The sequence below is a fragment of the Klebsiella sp. C283 genome (genome assembly GCF_048822555.1).
GTDB lineage: Bacteria > Pseudomonadota > Gammaproteobacteria > Enterobacterales > Enterobacteriaceae > Klebsiella > Klebsiella quasipneumoniae.
This window is the reverse complement of the sequence record NZ_JBMEZS010000011.1, coordinates 1-19638: the sequence shown is the minus strand read 5'-3', so window position 1 is coordinate 19638 and position 19638 is coordinate 1. Positions and strand designations below refer to the sequence as shown.

At 58.7% G+C, this 19638-nt stretch carries 21 protein-coding genes; 11 read left to right on the top strand and 10 right to left on the bottom strand.

Annotated features, from left to right (window positions below):
• The first annotated feature begins 31 nt into the window (after nt 1-31).
• Nucleotides 32-1564, top strand: coding sequence for a SpoVR family protein (locus tag ACOI7Z_RS20880; RefSeq protein WP_004203310.1), 1533 nt, complete (start codon nt 32-34; stop codon nt 1562-1564).
• A gap of 74 nt (nt 1565-1638) precedes the next feature.
• Here the strand turns inward: ACOI7Z_RS20880 and fadR are convergent, their stop codons facing one another.
• The gene (gene fadR / locus ACOI7Z_RS20875; RefSeq protein ID WP_004203311.1) at nt 1639-2358 is read right to left on the bottom strand and encodes a fatty acid metabolism transcriptional regulator FadR; all 720 of its coding nucleotides are present in this window, start codon (nt 2356-2358) and stop codon (nt 1639-1641) included.
• A 248-nt stretch (nt 2359-2606) separates the two neighbouring features.
• On the opposite strand from fadR, the gene nhaB reads away from it, so the two are divergent.
• From nhaB to ACOI7Z_RS20860, 3 genes are all read left to right on the top strand, one after another.
• Nucleotides 2607-4157 carry a sodium/proton antiporter NhaB gene (nhaB, locus tag ACOI7Z_RS20870; protein WP_087848621.1) on the top strand — a complete coding sequence of 517 codons (1551 nt, stop codon included), beginning with the start codon at nt 2607-2609 and terminating at the stop codon, nt 4155-4157.
• 128 nt (nt 4158-4285) lie between these two features.
• Entirely contained in the window at nt 4286-4816 is a 531-nt protein-coding gene (dsbB, locus tag ACOI7Z_RS20865) for a disulfide bond formation protein DsbB (RefSeq protein WP_004203315.1), read from the top strand.
• Between the two features lie 150 nt (nt 4817-4966).
• A complete protein-coding gene (locus ACOI7Z_RS20860) occupies nt 4967-5311 on the top strand; it encodes a DUF1971 domain-containing protein (protein ID WP_032453353.1) in 345 nt (114 codons plus the stop codon).
• A 6-nt stretch (nt 5312-5317) separates the two neighbouring features.
• Here the strand turns inward: ACOI7Z_RS20860 and ACOI7Z_RS20855 are convergent, their stop codons facing one another.
• The 3 genes from ACOI7Z_RS20855 to ACOI7Z_RS20845 form a co-directional block, all read right to left on the bottom strand.
• Nucleotides 5318-5764: a YcgN family cysteine cluster protein gene (locus ACOI7Z_RS20855; protein ID WP_017900197.1), complete on the bottom strand. Its 447-nt coding sequence runs from the start codon at nt 5762-5764 to the stop codon at nt 5318-5320.
• A 94-nt stretch (nt 5765-5858) separates the two neighbouring features.
• Nucleotides 5859-6518, bottom strand: coding sequence for a fumarylacetoacetate hydrolase family protein (locus ACOI7Z_RS20850; RefSeq protein WP_023290208.1), 660 nt, complete (start codon nt 6516-6518; stop codon nt 5859-5861).
• 16 nt (nt 6519-6534) lie between these two features.
• Nucleotides 6535-6816 (bottom strand): YcgL domain-containing protein, encoded by a 282-nt coding sequence (locus ACOI7Z_RS20845; protein WP_004203320.1) that lies wholly within the window; start codon nt 6814-6816, stop codon nt 6535-6537.
• Between the two features lie 126 nt (nt 6817-6942).
• Between ACOI7Z_RS20845 and minC the strand changes: the two genes are divergently transcribed.
• Genes minC through minE form a run of 3 tightly spaced genes read left to right on the top strand, consistent with a single transcriptional unit; the run spans nt 6943 to nt 8750 of the window.
• On the top strand, nt 6943-7641 hold the full coding sequence (gene minC / locus ACOI7Z_RS20840; RefSeq protein WP_023290209.1) for a septum site-determining protein MinC: 699 nt from the start codon (nt 6943-6945) through the stop codon (nt 7639-7641).
• Between the two features lie 23 nt (nt 7642-7664).
• Nucleotides 7665-8477: a septum site-determining protein MinD gene (minD, locus tag ACOI7Z_RS20835; RefSeq protein WP_002910900.1), complete on the top strand. Its 813-nt coding sequence runs from the start codon at nt 7665-7667 to the stop codon at nt 8475-8477.
• Nucleotides 8478-8480: 3 nt separating this feature from the next.
• Nucleotides 8481-8750 carry a cell division topological specificity factor MinE gene (gene minE, locus ACOI7Z_RS20830; RefSeq protein ID WP_004103270.1) on the top strand — a complete coding sequence of 90 codons (270 nt, stop codon included), beginning with the start codon at nt 8481-8483 and terminating at the stop codon, nt 8748-8750.
• Nucleotides 8751-8826: 76 nt separating this feature from the next.
• Here the strand turns inward: minE and rnd are convergent, their stop codons facing one another.
• The 5 genes from rnd to ACOI7Z_RS20805 form a co-directional block, all read right to left on the bottom strand.
• Complete coding sequence (gene rnd, locus ACOI7Z_RS20825) at nt 8827-9942, bottom strand: ribonuclease D (protein WP_023290210.1); 1116 nt, start codon at nt 9940-9942, stop codon at nt 8827-8829.
• Nucleotides 9943-10023: 81 nt separating this feature from the next.
• Nucleotides 10024-11709, bottom strand: coding sequence for a long-chain-fatty-acid--CoA ligase FadD (gene fadD / locus ACOI7Z_RS20820; RefSeq protein ID WP_085551111.1), 1686 nt, complete (start codon nt 11707-11709; stop codon nt 10024-10026).
• A gap of 205 nt (nt 11710-11914) precedes the next feature.
• Nucleotides 11915-12496: a Slp family lipoprotein gene (locus ACOI7Z_RS20815; RefSeq protein WP_032453356.1), complete on the bottom strand. Its 582-nt coding sequence runs from the start codon at nt 12494-12496 to the stop codon at nt 11915-11917.
• A gap of 38 nt (nt 12497-12534) precedes the next feature.
• Nucleotides 12535-13230, bottom strand: a complete 696-nt coding sequence (gene tsaB / locus ACOI7Z_RS20810) for a tRNA (adenosine(37)-N6)-threonylcarbamoyltransferase complex dimerization subunit type 1 TsaB (RefSeq protein ID WP_101861952.1) — start codon at nt 13228-13230, stop codon at nt 12535-12537.
• A gap of 145 nt (nt 13231-13375) precedes the next feature.
• Complete coding sequence (locus tag ACOI7Z_RS20805; RefSeq protein ID WP_032453357.1) at nt 13376-15286, bottom strand: ATP-dependent DNA helicase; 1911 nt, start codon at nt 15284-15286, stop codon at nt 13376-13378.
• Between the two features lie 131 nt (nt 15287-15417).
• Here ACOI7Z_RS20805 and ACOI7Z_RS20800 point away from each other — a divergent pair, with 131 nt between their 5' ends.
• Nucleotides 15418-15762, top strand: coding sequence for a RidA family protein (locus ACOI7Z_RS20800; RefSeq protein WP_002910910.1), 345 nt, complete (start codon nt 15418-15420; stop codon nt 15760-15762).
• Here the strand turns inward: ACOI7Z_RS20800 and ACOI7Z_RS20795 are convergent, their stop codons facing one another.
• Nucleotides 15763-15948, bottom strand: coding sequence for a YoaH family protein (locus tag ACOI7Z_RS20795; protein ID WP_004203339.1), 186 nt, complete (start codon nt 15946-15948; stop codon nt 15763-15765).
• Between the two features lie 88 nt (nt 15949-16036).
• On the opposite strand from ACOI7Z_RS20795, the gene pabB reads away from it, so the two are divergent.
• The 3 genes from pabB to sdaA all read left to right on the top strand — a co-directional run bounded on the left by pabB (nt 16037) and on the right by sdaA (nt 19501).
• Entirely contained in the window at nt 16037-17392 is a 1356-nt protein-coding gene (gene pabB, locus ACOI7Z_RS20790; protein WP_137916237.1) for an aminodeoxychorismate synthase component 1, read from the top strand.
• 3 nt (nt 17393-17395) lie between these two features.
• Nucleotides 17396-17974: a CoA pyrophosphatase gene (locus tag ACOI7Z_RS20785; protein ID WP_023290215.1), complete on the top strand. Its 579-nt coding sequence runs from the start codon at nt 17396-17398 to the stop codon at nt 17972-17974.
• Nucleotides 17975-18136: 162 nt separating this feature from the next.
• A complete protein-coding gene (sdaA, locus tag ACOI7Z_RS20780; protein WP_004203344.1) occupies nt 18137-19501 on the top strand; it encodes an L-serine ammonia-lyase in 1365 nt (454 codons plus the stop codon).
• Nucleotides 19502-19638: the final 137 nt, after the last annotated feature.

Sequence of the window (19638 nt, the reverse complement as noted above, 5' to 3'; positions counted from 1 at the left end):
AGAGAAAACCAACAACAACGAGGGCGCGCTAATGGCTACGATTGACTCCATGAACAGGGACACCACCCGTTTAAGCGATGGACCCGACTGGACGTTTGAGTTACTGGAGACCTACCTGGCCGAAGTGGACCGGGTCGCTAAGCTCTATCGTCTTGACACCTACCCGCACCAGATCGAAGTCATTACTTCCGAGCAGATGATGGACGCCTACTCCAGCGTCGGCATGCCCATCAACTATCCGCACTGGTCGTTCGGCAAAAAATTCATTGAGACCGAGCAGGCCTATAAGCACGGCCAGCAGGGCCTGGCGTATGAGATTGTCATCAACTCCAACCCCTGTATCGCCTACCTGATGGAAGAAAACACCATCACCATGCAGGCGCTGGTGATGGCGCACGCCTGCTACGGGCATAACTCGTTCTTTAAAAACAATTACCTGTTTCGCAGCTGGACCGACGCCAGCTCAATCATCGACTACCTGATCTTCGCCCGCAAATACATTACCGAGTGCGAAGAACGCTATGGCGTCGACGAAGTGGAGAAACTGCTCGACTCCTGCCATGCGCTGATGAACTACGGCGTCGACCGCTATAAACGTCCGCAAAAAATCTCTCTGCAGGAGGAGAAGGCGCGGCAGAAAAGCCGGGAAGAGTATCTGCAGAGCCAGGTGAATATGCTGTGGCGCACCCTGCCGAAGCGCGAAGAGGAGAAGGCGATTGAGTCCGCCCGCCGCTACCCTTCTGAACCGCAGGAGAACCTGCTGTACTTTATGGAGAAGAACGCCCCGCTGCTGGAATCGTGGCAGCGCGAGATCCTGCGCATCGTGCGCAAAGTCAGCCAGTATTTCTACCCGCAGAAACAGACCCAGGTGATGAACGAGGGGTGGGCCACCTTCTGGCACTACACCATCCTCAATCATCTCTATGATGAAGGGAAAGTGACCGAGCGCTTTATGCTGGAGTTTCTCCACAGCCACACGAACGTGGTGTTCCAGCCGCCATACAACAGTCCGTGGTACAGTGGGATTAACCCCTACGCGCTGGGCTTCGCCATGTTCCAGGACATCAAGCGCATCTGCCAGTCGCCCACCGAAGAGGACAAGTACTGGTTCCCGGATATCGCCGGTTCCGACTGGCTGGAAACGCTGCATTTCGCCATGCGCGACTTCAAGGATGAGAGCTTTATCAGCCAGTTCCTGTCGCCGAAGATCATGCGCGATTTCCGCTTCTTCACCGTGCTCGACGACGACCACAACAATTATCTCGAGATCTCGGCGATCCACAACGAAGAGGGCTATCGCGAGATCCGCAACAAGCTCTCAGCGCAATATAACCTCAGCAATCTTGAGCCGAATATCCAGGTGTGGAACGTTGACCTGCGCGGCGACCGCTCGCTGACGTTGCGCTATGTGCCGCACAACCGTGTCCCGCTGGACAAAGGGAGGCGCGAAGTGCTGAAACATGTGCATCGTCTGTGGGGGTTCGATGTGCTGCTGGAGCAGCAGAACGCCGACGGCAGCATTGAGCTACTGGACCGCTGCCCGGCGCGGCCGAACGCGCTATAGCTTTGCGGGACGTATAAAACGACGAAGGGGGCCATTGGCCCCCTTATTGTGTTTATCGATGGCGAATAGCCAGCTTAACGCACATTCATGGCTAAATCGCCGGGCAGCGATTTCTGCATCCGGTGCCAGATCTCGCCGCTGTCATGGCCGTAGCGACGAACCAGCTCATACACCTGATCGTGCAGGCCGCCTTCGCACACCTTCGCCAGCTGATGATAAAAGCCCAGCGCCAGGCTGCGCGCTTCCGGGCTGGAGAAATAGTGGCGGCCAATGCGGGTATACAGCCCCTTCATGCCGTTGAGGATCAGACCATAGATCGGATTGCCGGAGGCGAACGCCAGACCGCGGAAAATGTTGTAATCGAGGTCGGCGAAGGCGTCGGCGTGATCTTCCACTTCCCGGGCGCTGTCCAGCACCGCCAGCGCTTTATCCGGATGCTGACGGAACGCGGTGCGAATAAAAATCGTGGAAATATTGGTGCGCACGGAGAGCAGGTTATCAATCAGCTGCGGGACGCTGTCGTGATCGAGACGCGCCAGCGTTTCAAGGATATTCAGCCCGGAGGTCTCCCAGAAGTTGTTCACTTTGGTGGGTTTGCCGTGCTGAATGGTCAACCAGCCGTCACGCGCCAGACGCTGCAACACTTCGCGCAGAGTGGTGCGGGTGACACCGATCAGCTCAGAAAGCTCGCGTTCAGCGGGGAGAATCGATCCAGGTGGGAAGCGGTTATTCCAGATGCTCTCAATGATATACTCTTCCGCGAAACCCGCAGGGCTCTGCGCCTTAATGACCATAATAATATTTCCATTACACATTGTTGCAATTGCACTCATCATACCAGAGCCGCTATAGCGCAGATAGCATCGCAAGTGAATTAAAAAGGGATCGCCGTTTCATTTTCCGTTTTTACTTTACGCTTTTCCTTCTCGCCCGTAGCCGCCGCCGAGCTGCGAAGAAAGTTGCTTCTCATTTTGCTCAACTGATACTCTTGCCAATCGTTACGCACAAAATCATGTACTAACTGACGGGGAAGGATTCTGTCGTGGAAATTTCTTATGGCCGCGCGCTGTGGCGCAATTTTCTTGGCCAGTCGCCTGACTGGTACAAGCTGGCATTAATTATTTTCTTAATCATCAATCCGCTGGTGTTCGCCTTAGCGCCGTTTGTCGCCGGCTGGCTGCTGGTGGTTGAGTTTATCTTTACCCTCGCCATGGCGCTGAAGTGCTATCCACTGCTGCCGGGGGGGCTGCTGGCATTTGAAGCGGTGCTGATCGGCATGACCAGCCCGGGTCATGTGCGGGAAGAGATCGCCAGCAACCTGGAAGTGCTGCTCCTGCTGATGTTCATGGTGGCGGGCATCTACTTTATGAAGCAGCTGCTGCTGTTCGTCTTTACGCGCCTGCTGCTCGGCATCCGCAGCAAAATGCTGCTGTCGCTGGCCTTCTGCCTGGCCGCCGCCTTTCTCTCCGCCTTTCTCGATGCGCTCACCGTGGTGGCGGTGGTAATTAGCGTCGCCGTCGGGTTTTACGGCATCTATCACCGCGTCGCCTCGGCGCGCCCCGACGATAGCGATATGCAGGACGACAGCCATATCGATCAGCACTACCGCGAGGTGCTGGAGCAGTTCCGCGGTTTTCTGCGCAGCCTGATGATGCACGCCGGCGTCGGTACCGCGCTCGGCGGCGTCATGACCATGGTCGGCGAGCCGCAAAACTTGATTATCGCCAAAGCGGCGGGCTGGCATTTTGGCGAATTCTTCATTCGCATGTCGCCCATCACGCTGCCGGTGCTGATCTGCGGGCTGCTGACCTGTCTGCTGGTGGAAAAGTATCGCCTGTTTGGCTACGGCGAACCGCTGCCGCCGACGGTCCGAAAGGTGCTGCAGGACTTTGACGATCGCAGCCGCGCGCAGCGCAGTCGTCAGGAACGGCTGCGGCTGATTGCCCAGGCGCTGATTGGCGTCTGGCTGATCGCAGCCCTCGCTTTGCACCTTGCCGAAGTCGGCCTCATTGGCCTGTCGGTGATCATTCTCGCTACCACCTTTACCGGCGTGACCGATGAACATGCGATTGGCAAGGCGTTCACCGAGGCGTTGCCCTTCACCGCGCTGCTGACGGTATTCTTTGCCGTTGTGGCGGTGATCATCGACCAGCAGCTGTTCACGCCGGTCATCGAGTTTGTTCTGCAGGCCTCGCCGCACGCGCAGCTGTCGCTGTTTTATCTGTTTAACGGCCTGCTGTCGTCCATCTCGGATAACGTTTTTGTCGGTACGGTCTACATCAACGAAGCGAAAACCGCCCTCGAGCATGGCGCCATCAGCCTGAAGCAGTTTGAGATGCTGGCGGTGGCGATCAACACCGGCACCAACCTGCCGTCAGTGGCCACCCCGAACGGCCAGGCGGCATTCCTCTTCCTGCTGACTTCCGCGCTGGCGCCGCTTATCCGGCTCTCCTATGGCCGCATGGTGTGGATGGCTCTGCCCTACACCCTCGTGCTGACGCTGGTCGGCCTGCTGTGCGTCGAGTTCACCCTGATGCCGGTCACCGAATGGTTGCTGGCTCACGGCTGGCTGGTTACCCCCACCCTGCCCTGATCCACCTGTCGCCCGGGTTCGCCCGGGCGATTCAATAACCAGTTACGTAATATTTTCCGCCGGGCCGCTGGCGTCGGTTCGGTTTTCGTTTACACTGCCATGATTTAGCATCTTCCAGGGAAATGATTATGTTGCAATATTTAAACCAGTGCTCGCGGGGACGCGGCGCCTGGCTCCTGATGGCATTGACCGCGTTCATTCTCGAACTCGTCGCGCTGTGGTTCCAGCACGTGATGCTGCTGCAGCCGTGTGTGATGTGCATTTATGAACGCTGCGCCCTGTTTGGCATCATGGGCGCGGGCCTGGTGGGCGCCATTGCCCCCAAAACGCCGCTGCGCTATGTCGCCATGCTGATTTGGCTGTACAGCGCGGTACGTGGGCTGCAGCTGGCGTGGGAACATACGATGATCCAGTTGCACCCATCGCCGTTCCAGACCTGTGATTTCGCCGCCCGCTTCCCGAGCTGGCTGCCGCTGGATAAATGGTTGCCGCAGGTGTTTGTCGCGTCCGGCGACTGTTCGGTACGCCAGTGGCAGTTCCTGTCGCTGGAGATGCCGCAATGGCTGGTGGGCATTTTCGCGGCCTATCTGGTGGTGGCTATCCTGGTGATCGTTGCTCAGCCTTTTAAAGCGAAAAAGCGCGATCTGTTTGGCCGCTAAGCCGCTGTGAGTCCCGCGCATTATGAAACGCCCTCCGGGGCGTTTTTTTGTGCCTGCTGTTCATCGCTGAATCGTTTCCTGTCTGTGGTTGACCACGGCCGCCAAAAGATGCATATTTAATACATCTTATATAGCCCCACAGGAGCTCACATGTCATCTTTACTGATCCCCGCAGACTGGAAAGTTAAACGCTCCACCCCGTTCTTTACCAAAGAGAACGTCCCCGCCGCCCTGCTGAGCCACCACAACACCGCAGCCGGCGTCTTCGGTCAGCTGTGCGTCATGGAAGGTACGGTGACCTATTACGGTTTTGCCAATGAACAGGCGACGGAGCCGGAGAAAAAAGTCGTCATTCATGCCGGGCAGTTTGCCACCAGTCCGCCGCAGTACTGGCACCGCGTCGAACTCAGCGACGATGCCCGCTTCAATATTCACTTCTGGGTGGCGGATGAAACCGACGGTGAAAACGGGCTGTTCCACGCGAAAAAAGCGTGACGGCGCTTACCGCGCCCTGTCAGGCAGATTGAGGATGTGGTCCTGCCAGTCGACAACGGTGGACTCGGGCACCGCAATATGACGGACGGAGATGCGTTCGCCGTGCATCGCCGCTTTTGAGCCGGTCAGCAGCGGGTGCCAGGCCGGCAGAGGCTTGCCTTCCGCCAGCAGGCGATAGGCGCAGGTCGGCGGCAGCCATTCGAAAGTCGGCAGATTTTCGCGCGTGAGCTTGATGCAGTCCGGCTCATATTCGAAGCGACGCTCGTAGTTACGGCACTGGCAGGTTTTGATATTGAGCTGACGGCAGGCGACGTTGGTGAAGTAGATCTCATCGGTATCTTCATCCATCAGCTTATGCAGGCAGCACTGGCCGCAACCGTCACACAGCGATTCCCACTCCGCGTCGGTCATGTCATCCAGGGTTTTTTGTTGCCAGAAAGGTTGTTCGCTCATCGAAGTGTCCGTCGTTGCCAGTTAAGGGTGCACCTTATAACCAGTCTGGCACGACGATGCAAGTTTTGCCGCCCCAAAAGGCGGCAAACCACGCTTACAGTACCCGGGTGGTGAGCGACAGGCCGTTGAAGCCGACCACCAGCTCGTCGCCGCTGTGCAGCGGCCCTACCCCTTCCGGGGTGCCGGTGAGGATCACGTCCCCGGCTTTGAGAGTAAAGAAGCGCGACATATAGGCGATCAGCGGCACGATCTTATGGATCATGTCGGCGGTGGTGCCCTGCTGGCGCACCTCGCCGTTAATCTTCAGGCTTAACGGCGTATTCTGCGGGTCGCCGTGGAACTCGGCGGCCGGAATAAAGCCGGAGATCGGACAGGCGTTATCGAAGCCTTTGGCCTTTTCCCACGGCTGTCCGGCCTTTTTCATCTTCGCCTGCAGGTCGCGCAGGGTGAGATCCAATGCGACGCCATAGCCGGCAATCCCTTTCTGCACATGCTCTTCCGTCGCCTGACGCAGCGTACCGCCGATCAGCACCGCCAGCTCGACTTCGTGATGCACCGAGCCCAGCCCCTCAGGAAGCACCAACGGCTGACGGAGATCGCACAGCGCGCTCTCAGGTTTAATAAACAGCACCGGCTCTTCCGGCGTCGCACTGCCCATTTCCTTGATGTGCTTTGCATAATTACTGCCGACGCAAACCACTTTGCTCACCGGATAATCCAGGAGCGCTCCCTGCCAGTTATGATGTTGGTACATTATTTTCCCTCGTGGGTTAATCGGATTGTTTCCCCTGTTCCGCCAGGTGTTTCTTTAGTAGATTTTCAGACGGCGGAGGAAGTTGCAGGTAATAGCCCTGTTCGCTTAACGCCTGTTTCACTTTTTCCAGGTCGGCGTTAACCAGTTTTTTGCGCCCATCCAGCGGCAGCAGCATCGCCATTTGCGGCGTGCCGAAGCCGCGCATCAGCTCGTCAGGAACGCGTGAGAAATCGTCCTTTTTTTCGACGTATAAATAGGTTTGTTCACGTTTAGTACTTCGATAGATCACACAAAACATAGTTTTACTCGGAATTAGACCCGTGGTCACTTGCCTCAATATATGAGTGACTATAACATGCCTTTTAGTCTTCGGAATATCACCGCACTTCGGCGGTCGATAAACAGCAAATTGAGTAAGGCCAGGATGTCAAATACGCCAATCGAACTTAAAGGCAGTAGCTTCACGTTATCTGTCGTTCATTTGCACGATGCAAATCCCGAGGTTATTCGTCAGGCGTTAGAAGACAAAATCGCCCAGGCTCCCGCCTTTTTACGCCATGCTCCGGTGGTGGTGAATATCGCCAGCGTCGAGGAGAGCGTCGAATGGCGCGCCGTCAACGAGGCTATCGCCGCGACCGGTTTACGTATTATGGGCGTCAGCGGATGCAAAATCCCGCGCCTGAAAACCGAAATCGACCGCGCCGGTATCCCGTTATTAACCGAAGGGAAAGAAAAAGCCCCTCGTCCGGCACCGTCCGAACCTGCCCCGCCGCCACCAGTTGCTAACCAGATCACAAAAACGCGTTTGATTGACCAGCCGGTACGTTCCGGTCAGCGCATTTATGCGCCACACTGTGATCTTATTGTTACAAATCATGTGAGTGCCGGTGCGGAACTTATCGCTGACGGCAATATCCATGTATATGGCATGATGCGAGGACGCGCATTGGCAGGCGCCGGTGGCGACAGAGACGCCCAGATATTTTGTACCCACCTTGCGGCGGAGCTGGTCTCCATCGCTGGGGAATATTGGCTGAGCGATAACATCCCGGCCGAATTTTATGGCAAAGCGGCACGCCTGCGTTTAGGCGAAAGCGCTTTGACAATTCAACCGTTAAATTAATCCCTTTTTAACAAGGAATTTCTATGGCACGCATTATTGTTGTGACTTCGGGTAAAGGGGGCGTTGGCAAGACCACCTCCAGCGCGGCCATCGCTACAGGTTTGGCCCAGAAGGGAAAGAAAACCGTCGTTATCGACTTCGACATCGGCCTGCGTAACCTCGACCTGATTATGGGCTGCGAACGTCGCGTCGTTTATGATTTCGTCAACGTCATCCAGGGCGATGCCACATTGAACCAGGCGCTGATCAAAGATAAGCGCACGGAAAACCTCTACATTCTCCCGGCTTCCCAGACCCGGGATAAAGACGCCCTGACCCGCGAAGGCGTCGACAAAGTTCTCGAAGAACTGAAGAAGATGGAGTTCGATTTCATCGTCTGTGATTCCCCGGCAGGCATTGAAACCGGTGCGCTGATGGCGCTCTATTTCGCTGATGAAGCCATTATCACCACCAACCCGGAAGTCTCCTCCGTTCGCGACTCCGACCGTATCCTTGGCATTCTCGCCTCCAAATCCCGCCGCGCGGAAAATGGCGAAGAGCCGATCAAAGAGCACCTGCTGCTGACCCGCTACAATCCAGGCCGCGTCAATAAAGGCGATATGCTGAGCATGGAAGACGTGCTGGAGATTCTGCGCATCAACCTGGTGGGCGTGATCCCGGAAGACCAGTCAGTCCTGCGCGCATCCAACCAGGGTGAGCCCGTGATCCTCGATGCCGCGTCGGACGCAGGCAAAGCCTATGCCGATACCGTTGAACGTCTGCTCGGAGAAGAACGCCCTTTCCGCTTCATTGAAGAAGAGAAGAAAGGATTCCTCAAACGCCTGTTCGGAGGATAAATTATGGCTTTACTCGACTTTTTTCTCTCGCGAAAAAAGAACACGGCTAATATTGCGAAAGAACGCCTGCAAATCATCGTCGCCGAGCGCCGCCGCGGAGACGCGGAGCCGCATTACCTGCCGCAGTTGCGCAAAGATATCCTGGAAGTGATCTGTAAATACGTGCAGATCGACCCGGAGATGGTCAGCGTGCAGCTGGAGCAACGGGACGGTGATATTTCCATTCTTGAGCTGAACGTGACCCTACCCGAAACGGAAGAGTCGAAACCCTGACCTGCTGTTCCATCCCGAAAAAAACCGGCTACGCCACGCGCCGCCGGTTTTTTTATACCCTGAACCAGACCGCCCGCTAGCGCGGATAGTCGTTTAACAGCCTCTTCAGCCGTTCGCCCATCAGCTCACCACGCCAACCGGAAATCAGCTCAGGCTCAGCGGCCTGCGTTTTCAGCTGCCAGTGCCAGTTCAGCAGCTGGTTGATCTGTCGACGCGACGCCAGTAGCTCCGCGCTTACGCCCTTCTCCGCGCTCACTTCCTGCACCAGCGCTTTAATCTCTTTAAAGGCTTTGCGGTAGCCCGGCATGTCGATCAGATTCTGCAGCGGCGCCGGCAGCGACGACTCCGGCAGCGCCTGGGCTTTCTCGACCAGGCCGATCAGCGTTTTGCCATGGAAGCGAATTTCGCTACCGGACAACCCGAGGCTGTCGAGCTCGCCGAGGCTGGTGGGCATATAGCGCGCCACGCTCCACAGATGCTCTTCCCGCACCACAAAGTTCACCGCCAGGTCGCGTTCACGCGCTTTGCGCAGACGCCACTCCGCCAGCAGCTGCAGGCAGCCCAGCTGGCGGGTACGCAGCTGCCAGGCGTTGCCGATATCGCGCCAGGCCTCGGCCGGGTCGACCACCTCCTGACGGCGCTGCTGCATCAGGCGGCATTCGTCCAGTGCCGCCGATAGCCAGCCCGCGCGATCGGTCTCCGCCATTAATTGGCTGGCGATCGGCAGCAGGTACCAGACGTCGGCCGCAGCGTATTCACACTGACGCTCGGTCAGCGGTCGCGCCAGCCAGTCGGTGCGGGATTCGCTTTTGTCCAGCGCGACCCCGGAATACTCTTCCACCATCGAGGCAAAGCCCCAGGACATCGGCCGACCGCAGAAGGCCGCCAGGATCTGGGTGTCGATCAGCGGCTGCGGCATCAGGTTGAACGCGTTGAGGAAGACTTCTAAATCTTCGCTGCCGGCATGCAGATATTTGGTCACATCCGGATTGAGCAGCAGGTCGCGCATCGGCGCCCAGTCGTTAATCGTCAAGGGATCGATCAGAGAGACCTGGTGGCCGTCGAACAGCTGCAGCAGGCCCAGCTGCGGGTAATAGGTGCGGGTACGGACAAATTCCGTATCCAGAGCGACGGCGGAGGCCGCGCTTGCCGCTTCGCAGACAGCGCGCAGGCCATCGTCGGTGGTGATCATCTGATAGTTCAAAGCATACTCTCTTAACTTGCGCCCATAAAAAACGCCGGCGTAGCCGGCGTCTGGCGACTCATTCGTTACTCAGCCTTTATTGTCCACTTTAGCGCGCGCTTCGTCACGCAGTTCTCGCCGCAAAATTTTCCCGACGTTGGATTTCGGCAGTTCGTCACGGAATTCCACCAGTTTCGGCACTTTATAGCCGGTCAAATGGCGTCGGCAGAACGTAATCAGCGCTTCTTCGGTTAACGCGGCATCTTTCTTCACCACGAAGATCTTCACCGCTTCGCCGCTGCTGCCGGACGGCACGCCGATGGCCGCCACCTCCAGCACGCCGCTGTGCTGCATGACCACATCTTCGATTTCATTCGGATAGACGTTAAAACCCGACACCAGGATCATATCTTTTTTCCGATCGACGATGCGCAGGAACCCCTCTTCATCCATCACCGCGATATCCCCGGTGTGCAGCCAGCCGTTCTTGATGATCTCATCCGTCGCGTCAGGTCGCTGCCAGTAGCCCAGCATCACCTGCGGCCCCTTGATACAGAGTTCGCCAGGCTGGCCCGGCGCCACTTCGTTATCGTCATCATCCACCAGTTTGGCTTCGGTGGAAGGCACCGGCAGACCAATGCTGCCGCTGTGGTAGTCGATATCGTGGGGGTTGACGCTGACCAGCGGCGAACACTCGGTCAGTCCGTAGCCCTCAAGCAGATATTGCCCGGTCAGTTTCACCCAGCGCTCAGCCACCGCCTGCTGCACCGGCATGCCGCCGCCGGCGGAGAGGTGCAGCGAGGAGAAATCAAGCTGCTGGAACTCTTTGTTGTTCAGCAAGGCGTTGAACAGGGTATTGACCCCGGTCATGGCGGTAAAGGGATATTTCGCCAGCTCCTTCACCAGTCCGGGTATGTCGCGCGGGTTGGTGATCAGCAGATTCTGCCCGCCCAGCTCGATAAACAGCAGGCAGTTCATGGTGAGGGCGAAAATGTGATACAGCGGCAGCGCGGTCACCACGAACTCTTTGCCGCGATGCAGCAGCGGGCCGTAGGTGGCATTGACCTGCTCGAGGTTGGCCAGCATGTTGCGATGGGTCAGCATCGCCCCTTTAGCCACCCCGGTAGTGCCTCCGGTGTACTGCAGAAACGCCAGATCTTCCGCTACGATCTCCGGCTTCACGTACTGCATGCGATAGCCGTGCTGCAGCGCGCTGCGAAACGAGATGGCATCCGGCAGATGGTACTTCGGCACCAGGCGCTTGATGTACTTGACCACAAAGTTCACCAGCGTGCCTTTGGCGGTGGAGAGCTGATCGCCCATGCGCGTCAGGATCACGTGTTTCACCTGGGTCTTCGCCACCACTTTTTCCAGGGTATGGGCAAAGTTGGAGACGATGACGATCGCCGCCGCGCCGCTGTCGTTGAGCTGATGCTCCAGTTCACGCGGGGTATATAAGGGGTTGACGTTGACCACGATCATCCCGGCGCGCAGGATGCCAAACAGGGCCACCGGATACTGCAGCAGGTTAGGCATCATCAGGGCCACCCGATCGCCCTTCTGTAACCCTAAGCCCTCCTGAAGGTAAGCGGCGAAGGCGCGACTGCGCTCTTCCAGCTTACGGTAGGTCATCACTTCACCCATATTGATAAACGCCGGTTGGTCGGCGTAGCGGGTGGTGGCATGTTCAAACAGTTCAACCAGGGATTGATAGCGGTCAGGATTTATCTCCGCCGGAACATCTGCGGGATAACGGTTTAGCCAAACCTTTTTCACTGCATCACCTCTGAAATAGTTATTCGTCGTCATCACAGCCCCTGGAAAATACACTTTGTTAACATTATATTAACTCAGCGTACCAGTTTATTAATTAGGCAATGAGCAGGTTGCGAAGCGCGTCACTATTTTTTTTCTTATTCGACTGAAAACAAAGAAACAGCGGACTGGCCGCTGTTTCTTTGAACTAACAAAAACAACAAAATCATTCAGTTACAACGTTTCTTACCTCAGCAGGGCCGGGGTTGTACCATCCCCATCCGCCATAGCCGTACCCCCAGGGGCGGGGACCCAGCATCCACGGGTCGATGGGCTGCGGGGGCATCACCACCTGCTGCACCACGTTCCAGCGTTTGTAGCCGGTGGCGTTCATCAGCATAAATTTGTAGGGCGTGCTACCCACCTTGCCATCCACCACCCCGGCAATCGGCCCGACAACGGTCACCAGCTGACCCCGGAAGTCCACCGGATCGAGGAAGCCGTTAACATCGGCAAAGATTCGCCCGCGCGAGGGTTCGCCCAGTTCCGGCCGCGCACCGCTGTCCAGCGGCACGGTAGCGATTTCTAAGCGGGTTTTACCCTGCTGGTTCTGCACGTTGACCACCTTGCCGCCAAAGCGCGCTTCCTGACCAACGTACAGCTGCGGGGCGTTCATCACCCGCACCAAATCCTGCTGCGGCGTGGGGCTGGTGCCTTTGATGGCATCCGGCACCGATACGCAGCCGCTCAGCGCAACGGCAACCGCCGCGGCCAGCAGCCAGCGAACGCCCTGTTTTTGACCCGCCATGATGCGACTCCTTTTCTCAGTCTTCTTGTTACTGAGATTCACTCGCGGCCCGGAAGTTTCTTCCACGCCACCTCGTTACGCAAATAAACCGGCTCCGCTTTCTCCACGGCCACGGTTTTCCCTGCCGCCAGCAGATAACAGGCTAACGGCAGCATATCCTCTGCCGCCGGCAGTTCAATTTCGCCGCTGCTTAAGGTCAGTCCGCTCTCTTTCGCCAGATCCGGCCACGCCTGCCAGCCGGTGCCGACGGTGGCCCATTCGCCGGAAAGCTGCGCCAGCCGTTCGGCCACCGCGTCCGGTTTGAGCACCGCTTCCGTCTCTTCGCCGTGCCAGACGCCCTGCTCGTCGCGCTGGTACTCAGCCCAGTAGACTTCACCCATCCTGGCGTCAATCGCCGCCAGCACGCGGGTGGCGCAGGTTTTGCGCCAGGCGCCTTGCGCCATGGTGGCCAGCGTGGAAACGCCGATCATCGGCAGCTCCGCGCCGAGCGCCAGCCCCTGGGCGATACCGATGCCGATACGCACGCCGGTAAAGCTGCCCGGGCCGCGGCCAAAGGCCAGCGCGTCCAGCTCGGTCAGGGTGGTGCCGCTCTCGGTGAGAACCTCCTGCACCAGCGGCAGGATACGTTGGGTGTGTTCGCGGGGACAAATTTCGAAATGAGCACTAAGGGTGCCATCATTCCACAGCGCCGCGGAGCAGGCCTCTGTGGCGGTATCGATAGCCAAAATTCGCATGGGTGGTCACGCTCTCGTTACATAGTTCAGGCCTTCAGGCAGCCTGTTTACCGGCAGACGGTCAATCCGTCGCCACACCGCCCGAAGTCTAGTGGGAACCGCTAATTAACAAAATGGCGCGCAGCTTAACACATTTTAGGGCGGATTACCTTGCCGGCGGCACGGCGAGGAAGCGCACCGCCCGGCGGATATCGCGGGTCCGCGGCGCGGGCGGCAGGCTGGCCAGGAACACCGCGCCGTAAGGGCGCATCACCAGCCGATTGTCACAGATAACCAGCACCCCACGGTCGTCGATATCGCGGATCAGCCGGCCCACCCCCTGCTTGAGGGTGATCACCGCGTCCGGGAGCTGCACTTCATCGAACGGATCGCCGCCGCGTAGCCGGCAATCTTCCATCCGCGCTTTCAGCAGCGGGTCGTCCGGCGAGGTAAACGGCAGCTTATCGATGATCACCAGCGACAGCGCGTCTCCGCGCACATCGACCCCTTCCCAGAAGCTGCTGGTGGCCACCAGTAGGGCGTTGCCGGCGTTGACGAACTGCTGCAGCAGCTGGCCTTTACTGGTCTCCCCCTGCAGCAGCACCGGCAGGGTCATGGTGGCGCGGAACTGCTCCGCCAGATCGCGCATCATGGCGTGCGAAGTACACAGCATAAAGCAGCGACCGTCGTTAGCCTCGATCAGCGGTTTAAGCATGGCCGCCAGATGGCGCGCCGCGCCGGGCTGGTTCGGCAGCGGTAGATTACGCGGTACGCAGAGCAGCGCCTGATGCTGATAGTCAAAGGGGCTAGGCAGCAGCAGAGTCTGCGCCTCGTCGATCCCCAGCCGGGCGGTGAAGTGGTGTAGATCGTCATTTACCGACAGCGTCGCCGAGGTAAAGATCCAGCTTCCCGACTTCTGCGCCATCACCTCTTTAAACTTCTCGGCCACGGTCAACGGCGTCAGCGCAAGGGTAAAGTGGCGCGAGGTGCACTCATACCAGTAGCTGTAGCCCGGCTGATTGATCTCTTTCAGCCGCTTCAGACGCCCGCGATAAAGCGTGGCGCGCTCAAAGGCGGCGTCGAGCAGCGCCGAGCGCCCCAGCGAAAGTTTGGCGACGTCGTAACACAGTTCAAGAGCATCATCGAGCAGCAGCAGCGCCCGCTGAATGTGGCTGTCCGCCAGCAGCTCGCGCAGGTTGCCGCGGTAGCCCGGGTCCCCCAGCTGCAGGCGAAAATCCTGGGCGCTTTGCGCCAGGCGGTCGGCGCATTTTTGCAGCTGCTGGGTGTCTTTCAGTTCGGTGCGGTAGGCAATGGTGATGTCTTTCGCCAGATCCAGCAGCTGGCGGCTGGAGAGCGACTGGCCAAAGTACTGGCTGGCGATATCCGGCAGCTGATGGGCTTCGTCGAAAATCATCACCTCCGCCTCGGGGATCAGTTCGGCAAAGCCGCTCTCTTTGACCACCATATCGGCAAGAAACAGATGATGGTTGACCACCACCACGTCGGCGTCCATCGCTTTTTTACGCGCCTTCACCACGAAGCAATCTTTATACAGCGGGCAGTCGCTGCCGAGGCAGTTATCGTTGGTGCTGGTGACCAGCGGCCAGGCCTGGGAATCTTCCGCCACGCTGGCGCAGGTGCTGATATCGCCATCCTGGGTTTGGTTCGACCAGGAGCGCAGGAGGATCACGTCGCTGAGGGTTTGCACCGGCAGATCGCCGCCAGCCAGCGCCTGCTGTTCCAGGCGTTCGAGGCACAGGTAGTTGGAGCGCCCTTTTAGCAGCGCCAGTTTGCCGGTGAATTTGAGCGCTTTGGCGACGGTGGGCAGATCGCGGCTGTAGAGCTGATCCTGCAGCGCTTTCGACCCGGTGGAGATAATCACCTTTTTTTTCGCCCGCAGCGCCGGCGCCAGGTAAGCGTAGGTTTTACCGGTTCCGGTCCCCGCTTCCACCACCAGCGGCCGGGAGGCCTCAATCGCTTCGCTGACCGCCACCGCCATCTGGCGCTGCGGCTCGCGCGGTTTAAATCCCGGTATGGCTTTGGCTAGCTGGCCGTCTGCTGCAAAATCGTCGATCACATTGCCCCCTGGTTATTTGGACAGTGATTATGTCAGGGAGGACGGCGTTTCGCCAGTCCGGGTAGTGACGCGAGCGGAACATTATGGCAGTCTTGCCGCTGCCGAATGGAATGCTCAAAGAGGAATGAGAAATGACAATTACGCGTATTGATGCCGAAGCCCGCTGGTCAGATGTAGTGATCCACAATCAGACCCTTTACTACACCGGCGTACCGGCGAATCTTGATGCCGATGCCTTCGAGCAGACCGCCAACACCCTGGCGCAGATTGACGCGGTGCTGGAAAAACAGGGCAGCGACAAGTCGCGTATTCTTGACGCCACTATTTTCCTTGCCGACAAAAGCGACTTTGCGGCGATGAATAAAGCCTGGGACGCCTGGGTGGTAGCCGGTCACGCCCCGGTGCGCTGCACGGTGGAAGCGACGCTGATGAACCCACAATATAAAGTTGAGATCAAAATCATCGCCGCGGTGTAATTACTCGTCTTCGTCTTCATCTTCAAAGCGCGCGACGATCCGTTCGCCGGTATGCGTCGCGCGTAGCTCTTCCGCCACCAGGGCAATCGCCTGGCCGCTGCTCATCCCCTGGGCCATCAGTTCCTGGATACGTTCGACCGCTTTTTGCTGTTGCTCGTGGCTCAGCGAAGGTAAACCTGCAAACATCTTGTACTCCTGCTACATTGTGGGGCGTAATTATTTCACGCCGTCCCCGCCTACGCCAGAGGGACGGTAACGTTCAGGATCGAGAAAGATGTTGTCCCCCGCGATTATTACCCTGCCCTGGCGCCCGGATGCCGCCGAATACTATTTTACGCCGTTAAGCGCCACGCCCTGGGCGATGCTGCTGCATTCCGGCTTTGCCGACCATCCGCATAACCGTTTTGATATCCTGGTGGCGGCCCCGCGCGCCACGTTGCTGACGCGCGGTGAACAGACCTGGATCGATGACGGCGAGACCGTTTGTGTCTCGGCTGACGATCCGCTGCAACTGCTTCAGCAGCAGCTGGATCGTCAGCCGTTCACGCCGCAGCCCCATGAGGATCTGCCGTTTCTTGGCGGCGCGCTGGGGCTTTTCGGTTACGATCTGGGCCGCCGTTTTGAGCGACTTCCCGCTGCCGCGCAGGCCGATATCGCGCTGCCGGATATGGCGGTGGGGATTTATGACTGGGCGCTGATCGTCGACCATCAGCGCCAGCAGGTGTCGCTGCTCAGCTATGACGACCCGCAGCAGCGTCTGCAGTGGCTGGAGGCGCAAACGCCGACGCCGGGTGAAACCTTCGCCCTGACCTCGGCCTGGCAGTCAAATATGAACCGCCAGCAGTATGGCGAGAAATTTCGTCAGGTGCAGGCCTATCTGCGCAGCGGTGACTGCTATCAGGTCAACCTCGCCCAGCGTTTTCAGGCCCGCTACGTCGGGGATGAATGGCTGGCCTTCCGCCGGCTGAACGCCGCCAACCGCGCCCCCTTTAGCGCCTTCATCCGCCTTGCGGAAGGGGCGATTTTAAGCCTGTCGCCGGAGCGATTTATTCAGCTCCGCCAGGGTGAGATCCAGACGCGCCCGATTAAGGGCACCCTGCCGCGGCTCGATTCGCCGCTGGCGGATGCGCAGCAGGCGGAGAAGCTGGCGAACTCGCCGAAAGACCGCGCTGAGAATTTAATGATTGTCGACCTGATGCGCAACGACATCGGCCGCGTCGCCGTCCCGGGCAGCGTGCGGGTCCCCGAGCTGTTCGTGGTGGAGCCGTTCCCGGCGGTCCATCATCTGGTCAGCACCATCACCGCCCGCCTGCCGGCGACGCTTCATGCCAGCGATCTGCTGCGCGCCGCCTTCCCCGGAGGGTCGATCACCGGCGCGCCGAAGGTACGGGCGATGGAGATTATTGATGAACTGGAACCCCAGCGACGCAACGCCTGGTGCGGGAGCGTCGGCTATCTGAGCTATTGCGGCAATATGGATACCAGCATCACCATTCGCACCCTGACGGCCTGGCAGGGGCAACTGTATTGCTCCGCCGGAGGCGGTATCGTCGCGGACAGCGAGGAAGATGCGGAATATCAGGAAACTTTTGATAAAGTTAATCGTATCCTGCACCAACTGGAGAACTAGACCATGGCGGACCACGCCCTCAATCTGGATGATTTTCTGTCCCGCTTCCAGCTGCTGCGCCCTCAGCCTTCGCGCCATGCGCTCAATCAGCGGCAGGCGGCGGTACTGGTGCCGATCGTGCGCCGGCCGCAGCCTGGCCTGCTGCTGACCCAGCGCTCGCCGCTGCTGCGCAAGCACGCCGGCCAGGTCGCCTTTCCCGGCGGGGCGGTAGATAATACCGATGCGACCCTTATCGCCGCCGCTCTGCGCGAAGCCCAGGAAGAGGTGGCGATCCCGCCGGAGACGGTTGAGGTGATTGGCGTTCTGCCGCCGGTGGACAGCGTCACCGGCTTCCAGGTGACGCCGGTGGTGGGTATTATTCCGCCGGATCTGCACTATCACGCCAGCCAGGACGAAGTCTCCGCGGTATTTGAAATGCCGCTCGCCGAGGCCCTGCGCCTCGGGCGCTATCATCCGCTCGATATCCACCGCCGGGGCAACGACCACCGCGTCTGGCTCTCCTGGTACCAGCATTATTTTGTCTGGGGGATGACCGCCGGGATCATTCGCGAGCTGGCGCTGCAGATAGGCGCGCGCCCTTAGCTATACTGATTATGAGAGGGCGCTCTCACTATTAGTAAAATCGCGGTTATCCATTAGTTTAATTCATGTGAATAGTTGAACTGACAGGGCGCTTCCCTCTTACACTATGCGCAGTTATTACATCGTTACCGCACCCGCGGTAACCCTGTCAGGAGTATTATCGTGATTAGTCTATTCGACATGTTCAAGGTGGGGATTGGTCCCTCATCTTCCCACACTGTTGGCCCGATGAAGGCCGGTAAACAGTTCGTCGATGACCTGGTCGAAAAAGGATTGCTTAATGCAGTGACCCGCGTGGCGGTTGACGTCTACGGTTCGCTGTCATTAACCGGCAAAGGCCACCATACGGACATCGCCATTATCATGGGACTGGCGGGCAATCAGCCCGATACGGTCGATATAGACGCGATACCGGCATTTATCCGTGACGTCGAGACACGCGGCCGTCTGCTGCTGGCCAACGGTCAGCACGAAGTCGACTTCCCGGCGGATGACGGCATGCGTTTTCGCAGCGACAATCTGCCGCTGCACGAAAACGGCATGACCATTCATGCCTGGGCCGGCGAGAAAGAGATCTACTGCAAGACCTATTACTCGATTGGCGGCGGCTTTATCGTCGACGAAGAGCACTTCGGCAAAGAAAACGCCAACGAACTACAGGTGCCCTACCCGTTTAAATCGGCGCAGGAAATGCTGGCCTACTGCAAAGAGACCGGCCTGTCGCTCTCCGGGATGGTGATGCAGAACGAGCTGGCGCTGCACAGCAAAAAAGAGATCGAGGACTATTTCGCTAATGTCTGGCAGACCATGCGCGCCTGTATCGACCGCGGCATGAACACCGAAGGCGTGCTGCCTGGCCCGCTGCGCGTGCCGCGTCGCGCCTCGGCGCTGCGTCGTCTGCTGGTGGCCAGCGATAAGCTCTCCAGCGATCCGATGAACGTCGTTGACTGGGTCAACATGTTCGCGCTGGCGGTCAATGAAGAGAACGCCGCCGGCGGTCGCGTGGTGACCGCGCCGACCAACGGCGCCTGCGGCATCGTTCCGGCGGTACTCGCCTATTACGATCACTTTATCGAATCCGTCAGCCCGGAGATCTATATCCGCTACTTTATGGCCTGCGGTGCGATCGGCGCGCTGTACAAGATGAATGCCTCCATTTCCGGCGCCGAAGTCGGCTGTCAGGGCGAAGTGGGCGTCGCCTGCTCGATGGCGGCGGCGGGTCTGGCTGAACTGCTCGGCGCCAGCCCGGAGCAGGTCTGCGTGGCGGCGGAGATCGGTATGGAACACAACCTCGGCCTGACCTGCGACCCGGTCGCCGGCCAGGTACAGGTGCCGTGCATAGAACGTAACGCCATCGCCTCCGTGAAAGCGATCAACGCCGCGCGGATGGCGATGCGCCGCACCAGCGAACCGCGCGTCTCGCTCGATAAAGTGATCGAGACCATGTACGAAACCGGCAAAGACATGAACGCCAAGTACCGCGAAACCTCGCGAGGCGGCCTGGCGATTAAAGTTCAGTGTGACTAACATGTTGGCTTTCGCCTGCCGCCTCCCGGGGCGCAGGCGCGGAGCGAGGGTAACTAAAAGCCCCTGCCTTCCTGATGCGCCCTCCGTGGCGCATTTTCTTTTTTCTATACCTGGCGATATTCTGCCACTACAATTGC

Bases quoted from the DNA above. Each gene is read 5' to 3' on its own strand.
- ACOI7Z_RS20855 (WP_017900197.1), bottom strand. From the start codon at position 5,764: ATGAGCGAACAACCTTTCTGGCAACAAAAAACCCTGGATGACATGACC.
- fadR (WP_004203311.1), bottom strand. From the start codon at position 2,358: ATGGTCATTAAGGCGCAGAGCCCTGCGGGTTTCGCGGAAGAGTATATC.
- tsaB (WP_101861952.1), bottom strand. From the start codon at position 13,230: ATGCGAATTTTGGCTATCGATACCGCCACAGAGGCCTGCTCCGCGGCG.
- ACOI7Z_RS20850 (WP_023290208.1), bottom strand. From the start codon at position 6,518: ATGTACCAACATCATAACTGGCAGGGAGCGCTCCTGGATTATCCGGTG.
- rnd (WP_023290210.1), bottom strand. From the start codon at position 9,942: ATGATCACCACCGACGATGGCCTGCGCGCTGTCTGCGAAGCGGCAAGC.
- dsbB (WP_004203315.1), top strand. From the start codon at position 4,286: ATGTTGCAATATTTAAACCAGTGCTCGCGGGGACGCGGCGCCTGGCTC.
- ACOI7Z_RS20860 (WP_032453353.1), top strand. From the start codon at position 4,967: ATGTCATCTTTACTGATCCCCGCAGACTGGAAAGTTAAACGCTCCACC.
- minC (WP_023290209.1), top strand. From the start codon at position 6,943: ATGTCAAATACGCCAATCGAACTTAAAGGCAGTAGCTTCACGTTATCT.
- minE (WP_004103270.1), top strand. From the start codon at position 8,481: ATGGCTTTACTCGACTTTTTTCTCTCGCGAAAAAAGAACACGGCTAAT.
- ACOI7Z_RS20795 (WP_004203339.1), bottom strand. From the start codon at position 15,948: ATGTTTGCAGGTTTACCTTCGCTGAGCCACGAGCAACAGCAAAAAGCG.
- ACOI7Z_RS20800 (WP_002910910.1), top strand. From the start codon at position 15,418: ATGACAATTACGCGTATTGATGCCGAAGCCCGCTGGTCAGATGTAGTG.
- minD (WP_002910900.1), top strand. From the start codon at position 7,665: ATGGCACGCATTATTGTTGTGACTTCGGGTAAAGGGGGCGTTGGCAAG.
- ACOI7Z_RS20815 (WP_032453356.1), bottom strand. From the start codon at position 12,496: ATGGCGGGTCAAAAACAGGGCGTTCGCTGGCTGCTGGCCGCGGCGGTT.
- ACOI7Z_RS20880 (WP_004203310.1), top strand. From the start codon at position 32: ATGGCTACGATTGACTCCATGAACAGGGACACCACCCGTTTAAGCGAT.
- ACOI7Z_RS20785 (WP_023290215.1), top strand. From the start codon at position 17,396: ATGGCGGACCACGCCCTCAATCTGGATGATTTTCTGTCCCGCTTCCAG.
- pabB (WP_137916237.1), top strand. From the start codon at position 16,037: ATGTTGTCCCCCGCGATTATTACCCTGCCCTGGCGCCCGGATGCCGCC.
- ACOI7Z_RS20845 (WP_004203320.1), bottom strand. From the start codon at position 6,816: ATGTTTTGTGTGATCTATCGAAGTACTAAACGTGAACAAACCTATTTA.